The organism is Pseudomonas putida, assembly GCF_030159595.1.
In the GTDB taxonomy this organism is placed as follows: Bacteria; Pseudomonadota; Gammaproteobacteria; order Pseudomonadales; family Pseudomonadaceae; genus Aquipseudomonas; species Aquipseudomonas putida_AC.
Genome location: NZ_BSKJ01000011.1, coordinates 156,174 through 173,961 on the forward strand (window position 1 = coordinate 156,174; position 17,788 = coordinate 173,961).

At 60.3% G+C, this 17,788-nt stretch carries 15 protein-coding genes; 1 reads left to right on the top strand and 14 read right to left on the bottom strand.

What is annotated here, in order from left to right:
* Positions 1 to 55: 55 nt before the first annotated feature.
* The 3 genes from htpG to QQL85_RS22355 all read right to left on the bottom strand — a co-directional run bounded on the left by htpG (position 56) and on the right by QQL85_RS22355 (position 2,986).
* Complete coding sequence (gene htpG, locus QQL85_RS22345) at positions 56 to 1,960, bottom strand: molecular chaperone HtpG (protein WP_284356605.1); 1,905 nt, start codon at positions 1,958 to 1,960, stop codon at positions 56 to 58.
* A gap of 70 nt (positions 1,961 to 2,030) precedes the next feature.
* Positions 2,031 to 2,513, bottom strand: a complete 483-nt coding sequence (locus QQL85_RS22350) for a PaaI family thioesterase (RefSeq protein ID WP_284356604.1) — start codon at positions 2,511 to 2,513, stop codon at positions 2,031 to 2,033.
* Positions 2,510 to 2,986 (bottom strand): PaaI family thioesterase, encoded by a 477-nt coding sequence (locus QQL85_RS22355; protein WP_284356603.1) that lies wholly within the window; start codon positions 2,984 to 2,986, stop codon positions 2,510 to 2,512. Before QQL85_RS22355 ends, QQL85_RS22350 begins: the two co-directional genes overlap by 4 nt.
* Positions 2,987 to 3,140: 154 nt before the next feature.
* Here QQL85_RS22355 and QQL85_RS22360 point away from each other — a divergent pair, with 154 nt between their 5' ends.
* A complete protein-coding gene (locus QQL85_RS22360) occupies positions 3,141 to 3,461 on the top strand; it encodes a hypothetical protein (RefSeq protein WP_284356708.1) in 321 nt (106 codons plus the stop codon).
* Positions 3,462 to 3,528: 67 nt separating this feature from the next.
* Here the strand turns inward: QQL85_RS22360 and QQL85_RS22365 are convergent, their stop codons facing one another.
* From QQL85_RS22365 to sdhC, 11 genes are all read right to left on the bottom strand, one after another.
* Complete coding sequence (locus tag QQL85_RS22365) at positions 3,529 to 4,278, bottom strand: DUF599 domain-containing protein (protein WP_284356602.1); 750 nt, start codon at positions 4,276 to 4,278, stop codon at positions 3,529 to 3,531.
* A gap of 211 nt (positions 4,279 to 4,489) precedes the next feature.
* Positions 4,490 to 5,803, bottom strand: coding sequence for a branched-chain amino acid transport system II carrier protein (gene brnQ / locus QQL85_RS22370; protein WP_016711645.1), 1,314 nt, complete (start codon positions 5,801 to 5,803; stop codon positions 4,490 to 4,492).
* 374 nt (positions 5,804 to 6,177) lie between these two features.
* Positions 6,178 to 7,062 (bottom strand): succinate--CoA ligase subunit alpha, encoded by an 885-nt coding sequence (gene sucD / locus QQL85_RS22375; RefSeq protein ID WP_016393102.1) that lies wholly within the window; start codon positions 7,060 to 7,062, stop codon positions 6,178 to 6,180.
* Entirely contained in the window at positions 7,062 to 8,228 is a 1,167-nt protein-coding gene (gene sucC / locus QQL85_RS22380) for an ADP-forming succinate--CoA ligase subunit beta (protein WP_008091914.1), read from the bottom strand. The genes sucD and sucC overlap by 1 nt, the downstream gene beginning before the upstream one ends.
* Before the next feature lie 172 nt (positions 8,229 to 8,400).
* A complete protein-coding gene (gene lpdA, locus QQL85_RS22385) occupies positions 8,401 to 9,837 on the bottom strand; it encodes a dihydrolipoyl dehydrogenase (protein WP_284356601.1) in 1,437 nt (478 codons plus the stop codon).
* A gap of 93 nt (positions 9,838 to 9,930) precedes the next feature.
* Positions 9,931 to 11,154, bottom strand: a complete 1,224-nt coding sequence (gene odhB / locus QQL85_RS22390; RefSeq protein ID WP_284356600.1) for a 2-oxoglutarate dehydrogenase complex dihydrolipoyllysine-residue succinyltransferase — start codon at positions 11,152 to 11,154, stop codon at positions 9,931 to 9,933.
* A 42-nt stretch (positions 11,155 to 11,196) separates the two neighbouring features.
* Positions 11,197 to 14,028: a 2-oxoglutarate dehydrogenase E1 component gene (locus QQL85_RS22395; RefSeq protein WP_012273353.1), complete on the bottom strand. Its 2,832-nt coding sequence runs from the start codon at positions 14,026 to 14,028 to the stop codon at positions 11,197 to 11,199.
* A gap of 245 nt (positions 14,029 to 14,273) precedes the next feature.
* Positions 14,274 to 14,978, bottom strand: a complete 705-nt coding sequence (locus QQL85_RS22400) for a succinate dehydrogenase iron-sulfur subunit (RefSeq protein WP_012315348.1) — start codon at positions 14,976 to 14,978, stop codon at positions 14,274 to 14,276.
* Between the two features lie 11 nt (positions 14,979 to 14,989).
* Positions 14,990 to 16,762, bottom strand: coding sequence for a succinate dehydrogenase flavoprotein subunit (gene sdhA / locus QQL85_RS22405; protein ID WP_284356599.1), 1,773 nt, complete (start codon positions 16,760 to 16,762; stop codon positions 14,990 to 14,992).
* Between the two features lie 3 nt (positions 16,763 to 16,765).
* Entirely contained in the window at positions 16,766 to 17,134 is a 369-nt protein-coding gene (gene sdhD, locus QQL85_RS22410) for a succinate dehydrogenase, hydrophobic membrane anchor protein (RefSeq protein WP_003254214.1), read from the bottom strand.
* Positions 17,128 to 17,514, bottom strand: a complete 387-nt coding sequence (gene sdhC, locus QQL85_RS22415) for a succinate dehydrogenase, cytochrome b556 subunit (protein ID WP_008091902.1) — start codon at positions 17,512 to 17,514, stop codon at positions 17,128 to 17,130. The genes sdhD and sdhC overlap by 7 nt, the downstream gene beginning before the upstream one ends.
* Positions 17,515 to 17,788 lie beyond the last annotated feature (274 nt).

The following is a 17,788-nucleotide window of genomic DNA, read 5'->3' on the forward strand; positions in this document are numbered from 1 at the left end:
CTAAAAAGCCCGCCATGAAAAAAGCCCGCCGAAGCGGGCTTTCCTATGCATCAACTCAAGCAGACAGCTCGACCAACAGCTTGTTCAGGCGACGAACGTAGGCCGCCGGGTCCTTCAGGCTGTCACCCGCCGCCAGAGCCGCCTGATCGAACAGGATGTGCGACAGCTCGGCGAAGCGGTCTTCGCTCTGCTCGCTGTCCAGCTTCTCGATCAGCGGGTGGGTCGGATTGAACTCGAAGATCGGCTTGGATTCAGGCACCTTCTGCCCACTGGCTTCCAGAATCTGGCGCATCTGCAGGCCCAGGTCCTGCTCGCCAATGGCCAGGATCGCCGGCGAGTCGGTCAGGCGGTGCGACACGCGCACTTCGGCCACGCTGTCACCCAGCGCGCCTTTCAGGCGCTCGACCAGGCCTTCCTTGTCCTTGGCCACTTCTTCCTGGGCTTTCTTGTCTTCTTCCGAATCCAGGTTGCCCAGGTCCAGGTCGCCACGGGCGACGTCGACGAACGCCTTGCCATCGAACTCGTTGAGGTAGCTCATCAGCCACTCATCGATGCGGTCGGTCAACAGCAGCACTTCGATGCCTTTCTTGCGGAAGACTTCCAGGTGCGGGCTGTTCTTGACCTGCGCATACGACTCGCCGGTGAGGTAGTAGATCTTGTCCTGGCCTTCTTTGGCGCGGGCCAGGTAGTCGGCCAGGGCGACGCTCTGCTCGCCGCTGTCGTCCTGGGTGGAGGCAAAGCGCAGCAGGCTGGCGATCTTCTCCTTGTTGGCGAAGTCTTCGGCCGGGCCTTCCTTCAGCACTTGGCCAAAGTTTTTCCAGAAGCCCTTGTACTGCTCAGGCTCGTTCTTCGCCAGCTTCTCCAGCATGTCCAGCACGCGCTTGGTCAGCGCGGTCTTCATCGAGTCGATGATCGGGTCTTTTTGCAGGATTTCACGCGACACGTTCAGCGACAGGTCGTTTGAATCGACCACGCCCTTGATGAAGCGCAGGTACAGCGGCAGGAACGACTCGGCCTGGTCCATGATGAACACGCGCTGCACATACAGCTTCAGGCCACGCGGTGCTTCGCGCTGGTACAGGTCGAACGGGGCGCGGGCCGGCACATAGAGCAGCGAGTTGTATTCGAGCTTGCCTTCGACCTTGTTGTGGCTCCAGGCCAGCGGGTTTTCGAAGTCATGGCCAATGTGCTTGTAGAATTCCTGGTATTCCTCGTCCTTCACTTCAGTGCGAGGACGGGTCCACAGGGCGCTGGCGCGGTTGACGGTTTCCCACTCTTCGGCCGGCTGCTCTTCGCCTTCAGCGGCAGCCTGCTCTTTCGGCAGCTGGATCGGCAGGGCGATGTGGTCGGAGTACTTCTTGACCACGTTGCGCAGGCGCCAGCCGTCAGCGAACTCTTTCTCTTCCTGTTTCAGGTGCAGGACGATACGGGTACCGCGCTGAGGCTTGTCGACAGTGGCGACTTCGAACTCACCCTCGCCTTTCGACGACCAGTGCACGCCTTCCGCGGCTGGCTGGCCGGCACGGCGGCTGTAGACGTCGACCTTGTCAGCCACAATGAACGCGGAGTAGAAGCCCACACCGAACTGACCGATCAGGTGCGAGTCCTTCTTCTGGTCACCGGTGAGGTTCTTCATGAAGTCGGCGGTGCCGGACTTGGCGATAGTCCCCAGGTGCGCGATGACGTCTTCGCGGCTCATGCCAATACCGTTGTCCTCGAGGGTCACGGTACCGGCGTCCTTGTCGAAGCTCAGGCGAATCTTCAGGTCAGCGTCGCCTGCGAGCAGCTCTGGCTTGGCCAGGGCTTCGAAGCGCAGCTTGTCGGCAGCGTCGGAGGCGTTGGAAATCAGCTCCCGCAGGAAGATTTCCTTGTTCGAATACAGCGAGTGAATCATGAGGTGCAGCAGTTGCTTCACCTCGGTCTGGAAGCCCAACGTTTCCTTTTGTGTTTCCACAGTCATGGTCTTCGAAACTCCGATCTGATGGCAGTGGGCGCCTGGCGGCCGGTTCGGCCTGCGTTAGCGGCGGATGTCATTCAGATGGGGGCTGCCCGGATGATTTCAAGGGCTTTTCCGGTTCGATCTTGAAATGCGCCCGGGCCGTGGCAATCGGCGCCTGCCTGTCGCCTTGCCAGGCGGTAACGGCCACATTGGTCACCCGCCGACCTTGGCGCCACAGCTGGCACTGAGCGTATGTATCGCGAAAATGCCCGGCACGCAGGTAGTCGATGGAGAAATCGATGATTTTCGGGATGCTCGCGCTTTCGCTGTAGATCAACAGGTACAAGGCAGCGGACAGCTCCATGAACCCAGCAATCACACCACCGTGGATGGCGGGTAGCAACGGGTTGCCGATGTTGTCCGGGTTGACCGGCAAGCGGAACAGCAGGTCGTCGCCCTGGCGCTCGCATTCGATACCAATCAGCCCGGCGTAAGGGATCAACGCCAGCAATGGCCCATAGTCGCCCACCGCGTGGGCGGCATTGAGCTGTTGACGAACCGCGTGCGGAATCATGCCCCGCCCTCCTTCAGGCTATTGCCGAAACGGATACCGCCCTTGATCTCCTGCCCCAGGCGCATGAACGTGCCAACCACCTGGCATATTGGCTGGTCGGGATCGTCCTGGTAGGCAGTGCCACGGGTGAAGATCACGTCGCGGGTCACCTGGTAGCACTGGGCATGGCCGTAGATGTCCTTGCCGGCATCGGCCGGGTGCATGTAGTCGATGCGCAGGTCCAGTGTGGGGCACACCTCGAAGCGCGGCAGCACGCACAGCGTGGCCATGCCGCAGGTGGTGTCCATCAGCGTGGTCAGCGCGCCACCGTGCACGGCGCCGGTCTGCGGGTTGCCAACAATGGCTGCCGACCAGGGCATGACCAAGGTCATGCCATCGCCATCGGCGCTGGCGACACGCATCTGCAGTAACTGACAATGTTTTAGAGCCGAGAGAAAACGCTCGGCCATGGCCATCAAGGTTGAATCGCTCATTCGCTGTTTCCACCCGTACTGCCGCAGCGGCATAAAATCGATAAAAAGTCTATATAGAACGGGGCGTTATATATCTGTAATCTTCGCGGAACTTATTCCGCGTAGTTGCACTCGAAGGAACAAGTCACTTATTCCACCAAGGAGAAACACCCCCATGCGTAAACCTTTTGCTTTTGCTCTGATGCTGGCCGCTGCCATGGGCCTGGCCGCTTGCGATAAAGCGAGCGAAGACAAAGCCCAGGACGCACAGCAACACGCCGAGCAAGCCCAGGAAAAAATGGGTGAAGCTCAGGATAAAATGAACGAGGCAGCCAAGGAAAACGCCGAAGCCGCCAAAGATCAGGCTGAAGCCGAGCAGAAAGCTGCCGAAGAAGCCGCTCCGGCTACTCCGGCTCCAGAAGCCGCACCGGCCGCTCCGGCGCCAGAAGCTGCCCCTGCTGCTCCTGCTGCTCCGGCAGAACCAGCCAAGCAGTAATTGGCTAAAACAAAAAAACCCGACGCTGTCGGGTTTTTTTGTGCCTGCAACTTAACGATTAAACGTTTCAGTTACCCGCCACGGTAGTTTCCCTGCCCGGTTCGTTAGGCACACTTTCCGTGGGTGTGAACACCATCACATCCAGCACATCCGAATGGAACTCGCGGCGATACAGAATAAAGACCACCCCGACACTCATGACCATGAACAACCACGGGCTGATGAACCAGCTCAACATGGCCATACCGAAGTAGTACGAACGCAACCCCAGGTTGAACTGGTTGGCCGCCAGGGACAGCACACGCGCCGCCCGCGAGGCGAAGGCCTTGCGCTCCAGTTCATTGACCAACCGCTCTCCGATCATCGGGGCCGAACCCACCAGCACGGCGGCAAAGTTGTATTGACGCATGCACCAGCTGAACGTGAAAAAGGCGTAGACGAAGACCGTGGCCAGGCACAGCAGCTTGATCTCCGACATGCCTTGGGAGGCCTGTTGCACCAGCGGCAGGTCGGCCAGCAGCGACAGCGCCCGGTCAGAGGCTCCGAGCACGGTAAGGATGCCGGCGAGGATGATCAGCGTGCTGGAAGCAAAGAACGATGCGTTGCGTTCAAGGTTGCCGATTACGCTGGCATCGGCGATTCGGTTGTCGCGCAACAGCATGCGGCGCATCCAGTCTTCACGGTACAAGTGCAGCACGCTGGCCAGGCATGCAGTGTCACGCCCCTTCCAGATGGCATAACGGGTATAGCCGCCCCAGCACAGGGCAAACCAGGCGATGGCCAGCAGATTGTTGAAGTTGCTTTGGATGAAGTTCATGCAGGGTTCCCGAATGGGCCAGATGCCTAGAGGATAGGGACCGGGTTTCGACGCTGGCAAGCGGCAAAAGACACACACCCACCCTGAAATGTGCACGGAGCATGTAGCCAATAAAAAGCCCCGCATCCTTCCGGATACGGGGCTTTCGAGTCTGAGCCGTTGGCGAGCACCCTTTTGGCTTGTGGCCGGTGCCGCCCTCAGGCTTCGACTATCAGGCCAGTGCTTCGCGTGGCTTGCCGAGCATACGGTCGCAGGCCACGGCACCCACCAAGGTCACCACCGAAGGCACCAGCCAGGCCAGGCCCTGGTCGCTCAGCGGCAAGTGCGCCATGAAGTCTGGCAGCACATGGGCAATGCTGCTGCCCTTGATCGCGTCAACCATGCCGAACACCAGCGATACCAGCATCACCGGCGCCAGGATGCGGGTCGGCGAGTTCCACAGGTCCTTCACGAAGCTCAGGCCGACCACCACGATGCACGGCGGATAGATGGCGGTGAGCACCGGGATCGAGAACATGATCAGCTTGGTCAGACCAAGGTTGGAGATCAACAGCGAGAAACCGGCGAGGATCACCACCAAGGCACGGTACGACAACGGCAGGATCTGGCTGAAGTACTCGGCGCAAGCGCAGGTCAGGCCGACTGCGGTCACCAGACAGGCCAGCGCGATCAGCACAGCCAGGAAGCCGCTGCCCAACGAGCCGAAGGTATGCTGCACATAGGCATGCAGAACCGCCGCACCGTTGGTGGCGTCAGCCGCGATGTCGTGGCTGGTAGCGCCCAGACGGAACAGGCTGATGTACACCAGAGCCAGACCGACACCGGCGATCAGGCCGGCGATGATGGCGTAGCGGGTGATCAGCTTCGGCGACTCGACACCGCGCGAGCGGATGGCGTTGACGATGACAATGCCGAACACCAGGGCACCCAGGGTGTCCATGGTCAGGTAGCCATCGGAGAAGCCCTTGGAGAACGCAGCGGCAGCGTAAGCAGGCTGTGCTTCACCAATGGTGCCGGCTGGCAGCGCGAAGGCAGCAATGCCCAGCACCGCCAGGGCGATGATCTTCAACGGCGCCAGGAAGCGACCGACAGTATCGAGCAGCTTGCCCGGATACATGGACACTGCCAGCACAACGATGAAGTAGACCAGGCTGTAGATGAACAGCGCCAACGGGCTTTCACCGGTCAGCGGTGCCACACCCACTTCAAACGACACGGTCGCCGTACGCGGGGTAGCGAACAGCGGGCCGACAGACAGGTAGCACACAGCCGCCAGCAGGCCGCCGAAGAACTTGCCGATCGGGCTGCTCAGGGCATCCATACCGCCACCGACCTTGGCCAGAGCGACCACGGTAATGACCGGCAGGCCCACGGCGGTCACCAGGAAGCCCAGTGCAGCCATCCACACGTGCGGGCCAGACTGCAGACCGACGATAGGCGGGAAGATGATGTTGCCTGCACCTACGAAAAGCGCAAACGTCATAAAGCCAAGCGCCAGGATGTCCTGGCCTTTGAGAACTTTCATTTAAGGTAGTACCACACTGCTGAAATCGGGATTCGAGAGGGGATTTCCCTATGGGTGAGGGAAATGCTGCCCGGCTTTATAGGCCAGACCCGTTTAGCGTGTCGTTCCCTTTTGGGGAGCGGGCACAGAGTGAACGCGTAGACTAACCGTTTTACCCGACAAACGCACTGTTACAGTGCTGCTTGTCCGATGTGCGTACATGTTTGTCGTCTGGTTATCGGTGTCCGGCGATAATTTATTGCCAGTTAGTGCGAATGTCTGGTGGAAAAACCTGGTGGGGGCTATCGAATTTTCCACACCTACAAAATACCCAACGCTACAACGACAAAGGCCACCCGAAGGTGGCCTCTGTGCGCGTGGGGGGTGTAGCAGTATTACTTCTTGGCTTCCCAGCCAGTCAGCTCGGCCAGGGCCTTGCCGATGTCAGCCAGAGAACGCACGGTCTTCACACCCGCGTCCTGCAGGGCGGCGAATTTCTCGTCCGCAGTGCCCTTGCCGCCGGAGATGATGGCGCCAGCGTGGCCCATGCGCTTGCCCGCAGGTGCGGTAACACCAGCGATGTAGGAAACGACAGGCTTGGTAACGTTGGCCTTGATGTAGGCCGCGGCTTCTTCTTCAGCCGAACCGCCGATCTCACCGATCATGACGATCGCTTCGGTCTTCGGGTCTTCCTGGAACAGCTTCAGGATGTCGATGAAGTTGGAGCCCGGGATCGGGTCACCGCCGATGCCGACGCAGGTCGACTGGCCGAAGCCGGCGTCGGTGGTCTGCTTCACAGCTTCATAGGTCAGGGTGCCGGAACGCGAAACGATACCGACCTTGCCTGGCAAGTGAATGTGACCTGGCATGATGCCGATCTTGCACTCGCCCGGGGTGATGACACCTGGGCAGTTAGGGCCGATCAGGGTAACGCCCAGCTCGTCGCACTTGACCTTGGCATCCAGCATGTCCAGGGTAGGAATGCCTTCGGTGATGCACACGATCAGCTTGATGCCACCGAAAGCAGCTTCCAGGATCGAGTCTTTGCAGAACGGAGCAGGAACGTAGATAACCGAAGCGTCAGCGCCGGTAGCTTCCACGGCTTCCTTGACGGTGTTGAACACCGGCAGGCCCAGGTGGGTGGTGCCACCCTTGCCTGGGGTTACGCCGCCGACCATCTTGGTGCCGTAGGCGATGGCTTGTTCGGAGTGGAAAGTACCCTGCGAGCCGGTGAAGCCCTGGCAGATGACTTTGGTGTCTTTATTGATCAGGACGCTCATTACTTGCCCTCCGCAGCTTTGACAACTTGTTGAGCAGCGTCGGTCAGGCTGGTTGCCGCAATGATGTTCAAACCGCTTTCTGCCAGTACTTTAGCGCCCAGTTCGGCGTTGTTACCTTCAAGGCGAACAACAACCGGAACTTTAACGCCGACTTCTTTCACTGCACCGATGATGCCTTCGGCAATCATGTCGCAGCGAACGATGCCGCCGAAGATGTTGACCAGAACGGCCGCGACATTGCTGTCGGACAGAATGATCTTGAACGCTTCGGTAACGCGCTCTTTGGTAGCACCACCGCCAACGTCGAGGAAGTTGGCTGGCTTGCCGCCATGCAGGTTGACGATGTCCATGGTACCCATGGCCAGGCCGGCACCGTTGACCATGCAACCGATGTTGCCTTCCAGCGCCACGTAGTTCAGCTCGAAGCTGGCAGCGTGGGCTTCACGAGGATCGTCCTGCGACGGGTCGTGGAAGGTTTTCAGCTTAGGCTGACGGTACATGGCGTTTGCGTCGATGTTGATCTTCGCATCCAGGCAGTGCAGGTCGCCGTCGGCCTTGATGACCAGCGGGTTGACTTCCAGCAGGGCCAGGTCGTGTTCTTTGAACAGCTTGGCCAGGCCTACGAAAATCTTGGCGAACTGTGCAACTTGCTTGCCTTCCAGACCCAGCTGGAATGCCAGTTCACGACCCTGGAACGGCTGAGCGCCGACCAGTGGATCGATAGTAGCCTTGATGATCTTCTCAGGAGTTTCGTGAGCGACTTTCTCGATGTCCACGCCACCTTCGGTGGAGGCCATGAACACGATACGGCGGCTCGAGCGATCGACTACAGCGCCCAGGTACAGCTCTTTGGCGATGTCAGTGCAGGATTCGACCAGGATCTTGGTCACTGGCTGACCGTTGGCGTCGGTCTGGTAGGTTACCAGGCGCTTGCCCAACCATTGCGCAGCGAACGCCTTGGCGTCTTCCTTGCTGCGAACCAGCTTGACGCCGCCCGCTTTACCGCGACCACCTGCGTGAACCTGGGCTTTTACAACCCACTCGGAACCGCCGATCTTGTCGCAGGCTTCTGCTGCAGCTTCAGGGGTGTCGACTGCGAAACCCTTGGAAACTGGCAGGCCGTATTCAGCGAACAGCTGCTTACCCTGATACTCGTGAAGATTCATGCTTTTTACCGTCTTCGTTAGGTACTGCGCTTCGGCGCTGCGCCATTACTGGCGCCGCACCACCTGTGACCGTTGACCCCGGGTTTTCCCATGTAGTCCGGTCCGGCGGACGTTCCGCGGTGAGTCATGCACGCAAGACTCACGACGGGCTGCCCGCCGTGGTTTCTTATAATTAACGCTTCTTACGGTTGGCCACGTGAATGGCGCCGCCATTCACCGCCAGCGCTGCTTCATGCAACGCTTCGGACAGGGTTGGATGGCTGAAGACCATCATGCCCAGATCCTCGGCACTGGTGCCGAATTCCATTGCGATTGCACCCTGCTGCACCAGTTCGGCAGCCGATGGGCCAATCACATGTACACCCAGGACGCGGTCGGTCTTGGCATCGGCGATGACCTTGACGAAACCACCGGTGTCGTTGGCAGCCATCGCACGGCCGCTGGCCGCGAACGGGAAGGTGCCTACGTTAACCTCAACACCCTCGGCCTTCAAGGACTGTTCGGTCTTGCCGACCCATGCAATTTCCGGGTGGGTGTAGATAACCGACGGGATCAGGTCGTAGTTCATCTGGGCCTTGTGGCCCTTGATACGCTCGACAACCATGATGCCCTCTTCCGAGGCCTTGTGGGCCAGCATCATGCCGCGTACCACGTCACCGATGGCGAACACGCCCGGCACGCTGGTGGCGCAGTGATCGTCGACGAAAATGTAGCCACGCTCGTCGATGGTCACGCCGCTGTCGGCAGCCAGCAGGTCGGTGGTGACAGGGCGACGGCCGACCGCGACGATCAGCTTGTCGAAGGTGATCTTCTGCTCGCCTTCGGCGTTGGTGTAGGTCACTTCAACTTCGTTGCCGTTGACTTTCGAGCCGGTGACGCGCGCGCCCAGCTTGATGTCCAGGCCTTGCTTGGTCAGGGTCTTCTGGGCTTCTTTCGACACGGCAGTGTCGGCAGCCATCAGGAAGGTGTCCAGGGCTTCCAGGACGGTGACTTCAGCACCCAGGCGAGCCCATACCGAGCCCAGCTCCAGGCCGATCACACCAGCACCGATAACGCCCAGGCGCTTCGGTACGGCCTGGAATTCCAGGGCGCCGGTGGAGTCGACGATGACGTTCTGGTCGACCGGAGCCGGCGGAATGTCGATCGGGCGCGAGCCGGAAGCCAGGATCACGTTCTCGGCTTCGATGACTTCGGTGGTGCCGTCAGCCTTGGTGACTTCGACCTTTTTACCAGCCAGCAGCTTGCCGTGGCCCTGGATCGAAGTAACGCCGTTGGCCTTGAACAGGGTGGCAACGCCACCCGTCAGGTTCTTGACGATGCCGGCCTTGCGGCCAACCATCGCGGCGACGTCCATCTTCACTTCGCCCGTGGAGATACCGTGGACGTTGAAGCTCTCTTTGGCTTCCTTGTACTTCCAGGAGCTGTCCAGCAGCGCCTTGGAAGGAATGCAACCTACGTTCAGGCAGGTGCCGCCCAGGGCCAGTTTGCCCTCGGCGTCAGTGTACTTCTCGATACAGGCAGTCTTCAGACCAAGTTGGGCAGCCTTGATGGCAGCCACATAGCCGCCAGGACCTGCACCAATCACCACTACGTCGAATTTCTGGGTCATAAAAGATTCCTTATCAGCAACAAGCTACAAGCCGCGAACCGCGCGGCATGGCTTCTCGCGAAGCCAGGGCCGGCACGGTACGCAGCCAGAGGGTTAGATGTCCAGCAGCAGGCGGGACGGATCTTCCAGCAGGTTCTTGATAGTGACCAGGAAGGTTACCGCTTCCTTGCCGTCGATCAGGCGGTGATCGTACGACAGCGCCAGGTACATCATCGGGCGAATCACGACCTGGCCATTGATGGCCATCGGGCGCTGGATGATGTTGTGCATGCCGAGAATGGCGGCCTGCGGCGGGTTGACGATCGGGGTCGACATCATCGAACCGAAGGTACCACCGTTGGTGATGGTGAAGGTGCCACCGGTCATCTCTTCGATGGACAGTTTGCCGTCACGGGCCTTCTTGCCAAAGGTAGCGATGCCGTTCTCGATTTCAGCCAGGCTCATCGACTCGGCGTTACGCAGTACCGGCACCACCAGGCCACGGTCGCTGGACACGGCAACACCGACGTCGGCGAAGCCGTGGTAGACGATGTCGTTGCCGTCGATCGAGGCGTTGACTGCCGGGAAGCGCTTCAGCGCTTCGGTAGCGGCCTTGACGAAGAACGACATGAAGCCCAGGCGCACGCCATTGTGGGTCTTCTCGAACAGGTCCTTGTACTTCGAACGCAGCGCCATGACTTCGGTCATGTCCACTTCGTTGAAGGTAGTCAGCATCGCCATGTTGGACTGTGCTTCGACCAGACGCTCGGCGATCTTGGCACGCAGGCGGGTCATCGGCACGCGCTTCTCGGTGCGGTCGCCAGCAGCGACGACTACCGCAGCAGCAGCGGCGGCAGGCTTGGCAGCCGGGGCAGCGGCAGGTGCCGACTTCTTGTTGGCAACAGCCGCAACCACGTCTTCCTTGGTGACGCGACCGCCTTTACCAGTACCGGCAACGGTAGCCAGGTCGATGCCGTTTTCTTCCGCCAGCTTGCGAGCAGCCGGGGCAGCAATCGGGTCATCTTCGCCAGCATCAGCGGCAGCGGCAGCGGCAGCTGGAGCAGCGGCAGGAGCAGCGGCGGCGGCAGGAGCGGCAGCACCGCCTTCAACGATCGAACCCAGCAGTTCGTCGGACAGGACGGTGTCGCCCTCGCCCTTGACGATGTCGCCCAGCACGCCATCGGCGGTAGCCAGTACTTCCAGGACAACCTTGTCGGTCTCGATGTCGACGATCAGCTCGTCACGCTTGACGGCATCGCCCGGCTTCTTGTGCCAGGTGGCAACGGTGCCATCGGCAACCGATTCCGGGAAGGTTGGGGCTTTGATCTCGATAGCCATTATCTGTGTTTCCTTAAATTCGGTTTCAGGTGCGCGAAGGCGTTAGACAGTGAAGGCGTCTTGCAGCAGTTTTTCCTGCTGTTCGGCGTGCTTCGAAGCGTAACCACAGGCTGGTGCGGCAGAAGCGTCGCGACCGGCGTATTCCAGGACCAGTGCCTTGTTGTGGCGGCCCAGGATACGGCGCATGTGGTGCTGGCTGCTGTACCAGGCGCCCTGGTTCATCGGCTCTTCCTGGCACCACACGGCGTGCTTGAGGTTGCTGTATTGCGCCAGGATTTCGACCAGGTCGTCTTCCGGGAACGGGTACAGCTGCTCGAGACGCAGGATGGCGATGTCTTCGCGGCCTTCGGCACGGCGTTTTTCCAGCAGGTCGTAGTAGACCTTGCCGCTGCACAGCACCAGGCGCTCGACCTTGGCCGGATCGATTGCGTCGATTTCCGGGATCACGGTCTGGAACGAGCCTTCGGCCAGGTCTTCCAAGGTCGAGATGGCCAGCTTGTGGCGCAGCAGCGACTTCGGCGTCAGGACGACCAGCGGCTTGCGCAGCGGGCGGATGACCTGGCGACGCAGCAGGTGGTAGATCTGTGCCGGGGTAGTCGGTACGCAGACCTGGATGTTGTGCTCGGCGCACAGCTGCAGGTAACGCTCCAGACGCGCGGAGGAGTGCTCCGGGCCCTGCCCTTCGTAACCGTGTGGCAGCAGCATGGTCAGACCGCACAGGCGGCCCCACTTGTGCTCACCGCTGGTGATGAACTGGTCGATCACCACTTGCGCACCGTTGGCGAAGTCGCCGAACTGGGCTTCCCAGATCACCAGCGCGTTCGGCGTGGTGGTGGAATAGCCGTATTCGAAGGCCAGTACCGCTTCTTCCGACAGGAAGGAGTCGTACAGGTCGAAGCGCGGCTGGCCCGGGAACAGGTTCTGCAGCGGAATGTAGGTGCTGGCGTCCTTCTGGTTGTGCAGCACCGCGTGACGGTGCGAGAAGGTGCCACGGCCGATGTCCTGGCCGGTCATGCGGATCGGGTGACCTTCGAACTGCAGGGTGGCGTAGGCCATGGTCTCTGCATAACCCCAGTTGATCGGCAAGCCACCAGCCTGCATCTTCTGGCGATCTTCGTAGATCTTCGACACCTGGCGCTGAACGACGAAGCCTTCTGGCAGTTCCAGCAGCTTGGCCGACAGGTCCTGCAGGGTCTTGAGGTCGAAGCGGGTGTCGTGACGCGCAGTCCAGGCGTGGCCCAGGTACGGACGCCAGTCGACGAACAGCTCGCGGTTCGGCTCCTTGACCAGGCTTTTCACAACGTGCAGGCCGTTGTCCAGCGCGTTGCGGTACTCGTCGATCTTGGCCTGAGCACGCTCGGCGTCGATGCGACCGGCCTGGATCAGCGCCTCGGCATACAGTTCACGCGTAGTGCGCTGCTTGCTGATCTGCTGGTACATCAGCGGCTGGGTGCCGTTCGGCTCGTCGGCCTCGTTGTGGCCGCGACGACGGTAGCAGACCAGGTCGATGACCACGTCACGCTTGAACTGCATGCGGTAGTCGATGGCCAGCTGGGTGACGAACAGCACCGCTTCCGGGTCATCCCCGTTCACGTGCAGGATCGGCGCCTGGATCATCTTGGCAACGTCGGTGGCGTACTCGGTGGAGCGCGCATCCAGCGGGTTGCTGATGGTGAAGCCAACCTGGTTGTTGATCACGATGTGCACGGTACCGCCGGTCTTGAAACCGCGGGTCTGCGACATCTGGAAGGTTTCCATGACCACGCCCTGGCCGGCGAATGCTGCGTCGCCGTGGATCGAGATCGGGAGTACCTTGTCGCCAACGGTGTCGTTACGGCGGTCCTGACGGGCACGCACCGAACCTTCGACCACGGGCGAAACGATTTCCAGGTGGGACGGGTTGAACGCCATGGCCAGGTGAACTTCGCCACCGGTGGTCATCACGTTCGAGGAGAAGCCCTGGTGATACTTCACGTCACCGGAGCCCAGCTCGTTCATCTTCTTGCCTTCGAACTCGTCGAACAGCTCGCGCGGGTTCTTGCCGAAGGTGTTCACCAGTACGTTCAGGCGGCCACGGTGGGCCATGCCGATCACGACTTCCTTGGTGCCGTAAGAGCCGGAACGCTGGATCATTTCATCCAGCATCGGGATCAGGCTCTCGCCGCCTTCAAGACCGAAACGCTTGGTGCCCGGGTACTTGGTGCCCAGGTACTTTTCCAGGCCCTCACCGGCGGTCACGCGCTCCAGCAGGTGAGCCTGCACGTCAGCGGAAAACTCCGGACGGCCGCGCACGCTTTCCAGGCGCTGCTGGAACCAGCTGCGCTGCTCGGAATCGACGATGTGGGTGAATTCGGCGCCAATGGTGCGACAATATGTCTTCTGGAGTGCATCGAAGATGTCGCGTAGGCTCGCCTCCTCTTTGCCGATGAACAGGTCGCCGGCACGGAAGGTCGTATCAAGATCGGCATTGGTCAAGCCGTAGTGATTGATCGACAGGTCTACGGGCGCAGGGCGCTGCCACAACCCCAACGGGTCGAGCTTGGCAGCCTGATGGCCGCGCATACGATAGGCCTGGATCAGTCGCAGAACTTCAACCTGCTTCTTCTCGTGTTCACTGCTCACGCTCCCGGCGGATACCGGTTGGGCGCGGCGCTGGTTCTTTGCCAGCAGTACGAAATGGTCGCGGATTGTCGAGTGCGATACATCAGTAGCGGTGCTGCCGTCGGCTGGCAACTTCTGGAAGTAAGTGCGCCACTCTTCTGGCACAGCGTTAGGGTCGTGCAGGTAGAGTTCGTAGAGCTCTTCCACATATGCAGCGTTACCACCTGAAAGGTGGGCGCTATCCCACATGCGCTGCATCACGCTTTCTTGCATGCTTGGTCACCCTCGATTAGGGGACTGATCGGCGAGAGCCACAGCAAACCTGGAAAAGTCCGAATAAAGCGACTGAACCACGCCACTTGGATCCTGCTGATTTTCCGGGTACCAGCCCGGAAAGCCCCTGCTGGTCTCATATCTTCATAGGTATGAACGCGGGCTTTGTGGGCCCTTGTTCGGGTTTTACCTCAGTGCGGGCTCACCACCCGCACCTCGGCTTACTGCAGGTACAACAGGTTGTATCAGGTGCCGCTTTGCAGCAGCATGTTACGTACATGACCGATTGCCTTGGTCGGGTTCAGACCTTTCGGGCAAACGTTCACGCAGTTCATGATCCCGCGGCAGCGGAATACGCTGAACGGGTCATCCAGGGACGCCAGGCGCTCCTGAGTCTTGGTGTCACGGCTGTCGGCCAGGAAGCGGTAGGCCTGCAGCAACGCAGCGGGGCCCAGGAACTTGTCCGGGTTCCACCAGAACGACGGGCAGGACGTCGAGCAGCACGCGCACAGGATGCACTCGTACAGGCCGTCCAGCTTGTCGCGGTCTTCCGGCGACTGCAGGCGCTCGATGGCCGGTGCCGGGGTATCGTTCTGCAGGAACGGCTTCACCTTCTCGTACTGCTTGTAGAAGATGCTCATGTCGACCACCAGGTCACGAATGACCGGCAGGCCTGGCAGCGGACGCAGAACCAGCTTGTTGCCCTTGACCACACCCGACAGCGGGGTGATGCAGGCCAGGCCGTTCTTGCCGTTCATGTTCATGCCATCGGAACCGCAAACGCCTTCACGGCAGGAGCGACGGTACGAGAAACCTTCGTCCTTTTCCTTGATCAGCGCCAATACATCGAGAACCATCAGGTCCTTGCCGCCGGTATCGACGTCGAACGACTCCATTTTGGGCGCCGAGTCGGTGTCGGGGTTGTAACGATAAACTTCGACTTTCAACATAGCAGCCACCCTTAGTAAGTCCGGATTTTTGGCTCGAAGGCCGGTACGGTCTTCGGCGCAAAGTTGACGCCGCGCTTGGCAACGCGCTTCTCACCCGGGTAGTACAGGGTGTGGCACAGCCAGTTTTCGTCGTCACGGTCTTCGAAGTCTTCACGGGCGTGAGCGCCGCGGGACTCTTTACGGGCTTCGGCCGCGATGGCGGTCGCTTCGGCAACTTCCAGCAGGTTCTGCAGCTCCAGCGCTTCGATACGCGCGGTGTTGAAGGCCTGGGACTTGTCGTTGATCTTGACGTTGGCGATACGCTCGCGCAGGCCAGCCAGCTGCTCGATACCCTTCTGCATGTATTCGCCAGTACGGAATACACCGAAGTAGTTCTGCATGCAGCTCTGCAGCTCGCGCTTCAGGCTGGCAACGTCTTCACCCGTGGTACGCCCGTTGAGGTTGTTCAGGCGGCTCAGGGCAACATCGATGTCGGTGTCGCTGGCGTCGAGGTGCTCGATGCCGTCGCTCAGCGCCTTCTCCAGGTGCAGGCCGGCAGCACGGCCGAATACCACCAGGTCGAGCAGCGAGTTGCCGCCCAAGCGGTTGGCACCGTGAACCGATACGCACGCCACTTCACCTACAGCGAACAGGCCAGGGATGATGTGATCCTTGCCTTCTTCGTCCATGGTGATGGCCTGACCATGAATGTTGGTGGCAACGCCGCCCATCATGTAGTGGCAGGTCGGCACGACCGGAACCGGCGCAACGACCGGGTCGACGTGGGCGAAGGTCTTGGACAGTTCGCAGATACCCGGCAGGCGGCTGTGCAGCACTTCCTCGCCCAGGTGATCCAGCTTCAGCAGTACGTGGTCCTTGTTCGGGCCCACGCCGTTGCCGGCGATGATTTCCTTGACCATGGAACGGGCAACGACGTCGCGGCCAGCCAGGTCTTTCGCGTTCGGTGCGTAACGCTCCATGAAGCGCTCGCCGTGGGCGTTGATCAGGTAACCACCTTCACCGCGGCAACCTTCGGTAACCAGTACACCAGCGCCGGCGATACCGGTCGGGTGGAACTGCCACATCTCGATATCCTGCACCGGCACACCCGCACGCAGGGCCATGCCGATACCGTCACCGGTGTTGATCAGGGCGTTGGTGGTGGAGGCGTAGATACGACCGGCACCGCCCGTGGCCAGAACGGTGGCCTTGGACTTGATGTACATGGTTTCGCCGGTTTCGATGCAGATTGCGATCACACCGACGAACGCGCCTTCCTGGTTTTTCACCAGGTCAACGGCGTAGTACTCGTTAAGGAAGGTAGTGCCGGCCTTCAGGTTGCCCTGGTACAGGGTGTGCAGCAGCGCGTGACCGGTACGGTCGGACGCGGCACAGGTACGGGCGGCCTGGCCACCTTTACCGAAGTCCTTGGACTGACCACCGAACGGACGCTGGTAGATGCGGCCGGTTTCGGTACGCGAGAACGGCAGACCCATGTGGTCCAGCTCGAAGACCGCAGCCGGGCCTTCCTGACACATGTATTCGATAGCGTCCTGGTCACCGATGTAGTCGGAGCCCTTGACGGTATCGTACATGTGCCAGCGCCAGTCGTCGTTCGGGTCAGCCGAAGCGATGGCGCAGGTGATGCCGCCCTGGGCGGATACAGTGTGCGAACGGGTCGGGAAGACCTTGGTGACTACGGCAGTCTTGTGGCCGCCTTGAGCCAATTGCAGCGCTGCGCGCATGCCGGCGCCGCCGCCACCGATGATGATGGCGTCGAAGGAAATGGTTGGAATGCTAGCCATGGATCAGATACCCCAGAGAATCTGCACACCCCAGACGAAGTAAGCGAACATCGCAACGCCGCATACCGCCTGGAACAGGAAACGAATCGCAGTTGCCGATTTACCGAACGACATAGGCGTCAGGTAGTCGGTTGCAATGGTCCACATGCCTACCCAGGCGTGAGCGCCCAGGGCAACGAGGGCCAGCAGACTGAAGATCCGCATCGCGTTATTGGAGAACAGACCATGCCACTGGGTGTAGTCGATGCCTGGGTGGGCGACCACGTAGCCGATCAGGAAGAGGAAGTAAGCCGCGAGAACGACCGCAGAAACGCGCTGCGCCATCCAGTCATAGAGGCCCGAACGCGACAGGTTCGTGACATTGGTTACCATACCCAAACTCCCACCAGAACGATCAGCACCACGGAGATGACGATCACGATTTTCGAGCCCAGCTTGCCGCCTTCCAGCGTCTCACCGATGCCCATGTCCATGATCAGGTGACGAACACCTGCCACGAGGTGATAAAGCAGGGCGGACAGCAGGCCCCAGGTCACGAACTTGGCCAGCGGGCTGGTCAGACACGCCTTCACCTCACCGAAGCCTTCCTCGGAACCCAGCGACTTGCCCAATGCGTAAAGCATGATGGCAAGGCCGATGAACAGGATGACGCCGGAGATGCGGTGCAGGATGGACGTGTACGCAGTGACGGGGAGCTTGATGGTCCTTAGGTCTAGGTTTACAGGTCGTTGGCTTTTCACGGCTTTTTTCACACTGAAGAGCCCCTAGCGAATCAGGGCAAAGTTGTTGGTAAGTGTACTGGTCAGGTACCCACCACCCAGGGAACGGCGACCCCCAGCAGTTCGGGCTTGCAAGCCCCTGGCGGTCGGGTGCCGAGTATAGACAGTTAGGCTGCTTATGACAACGTGACGGGGTAGCCCAAATAGCGCATTGCCTTTAACGAACAAAAGGCGTAAATGGGCGAGAATTTCGGGAAAAATCAGGCTTGAATGCCTGATTCAACAAGCCTTTAGGCAAATTGACATC